This window comes from Mesorhizobium sp. M2A.F.Ca.ET.039.01.1.1 (genome assembly GCF_003998035.1).
In the GTDB taxonomy this organism is placed as follows: Bacteria; Pseudomonadota; Alphaproteobacteria; order Rhizobiales; family Rhizobiaceae; genus Mesorhizobium.
This window is the reverse complement of sequence record NZ_RZRY01001479.1, coordinates 1-522: the sequence shown is the minus strand read 5'-3', so window position 1 is coordinate 522 and position 522 is coordinate 1. Positions and strand designations below refer to the sequence as shown.

Annotated in this window: 1 protein-coding gene; it reads right to left on the bottom strand. The window is 66.3% G+C overall.

Annotated elements, in window-relative coordinates; genetic code table 11:
- The coding region (locus EOA24_RS40550) for a hypothetical protein (protein ID WP_133375102.1) at positions 1–522 on the bottom strand (522 nt) is incomplete at both ends.

The following is a 522-nucleotide window of genomic DNA, read 5'->3' as shown; positions in this document are numbered from 1 at the left end:
GCCTTGCGGATCGCGCGTGGCGCTGGCCGAGAATTTCACCCGCTCGCCGAGCAGCGAGCTGATCTGCGGCGGCAATGCCTTGGAATCGGCGTCGGCATTCATCTTCAGCGTCATCGACAGGTCGGCGAGCGCCACATTTGCCGTCAGCCCGGCATTGAGCGCATCGCTGCGCAAGGTGCCCTTGTCGATGGCCACGGACTCGCGGCTGATCGTGCCGGAAAGATCGGCGGCGAGCTTCCCGGTCACCAGCGGCGCCAGCGTGGCGACGTCGGTCTTCAGCCCGGCGGCGGCAAGCTTGATGCTGACCGGTCCGCTGCGGTTTTCGATGTCGAAGCCGTCGGAATGGATCGCGCCGGTGATATTGTTGAGTTGGGTGCCGCCGACGGCGACCGAGGTGAGCGACGTGCCGATATCGACCATCGGCGCCTTGCCGTCGCCGAAGGCGCGCACCGTGGCCTTCTCGACGGCGACCAGGATCGGCACGGCGCTATTGCCGACATCGATGGTGACGGGCTTGTCCTT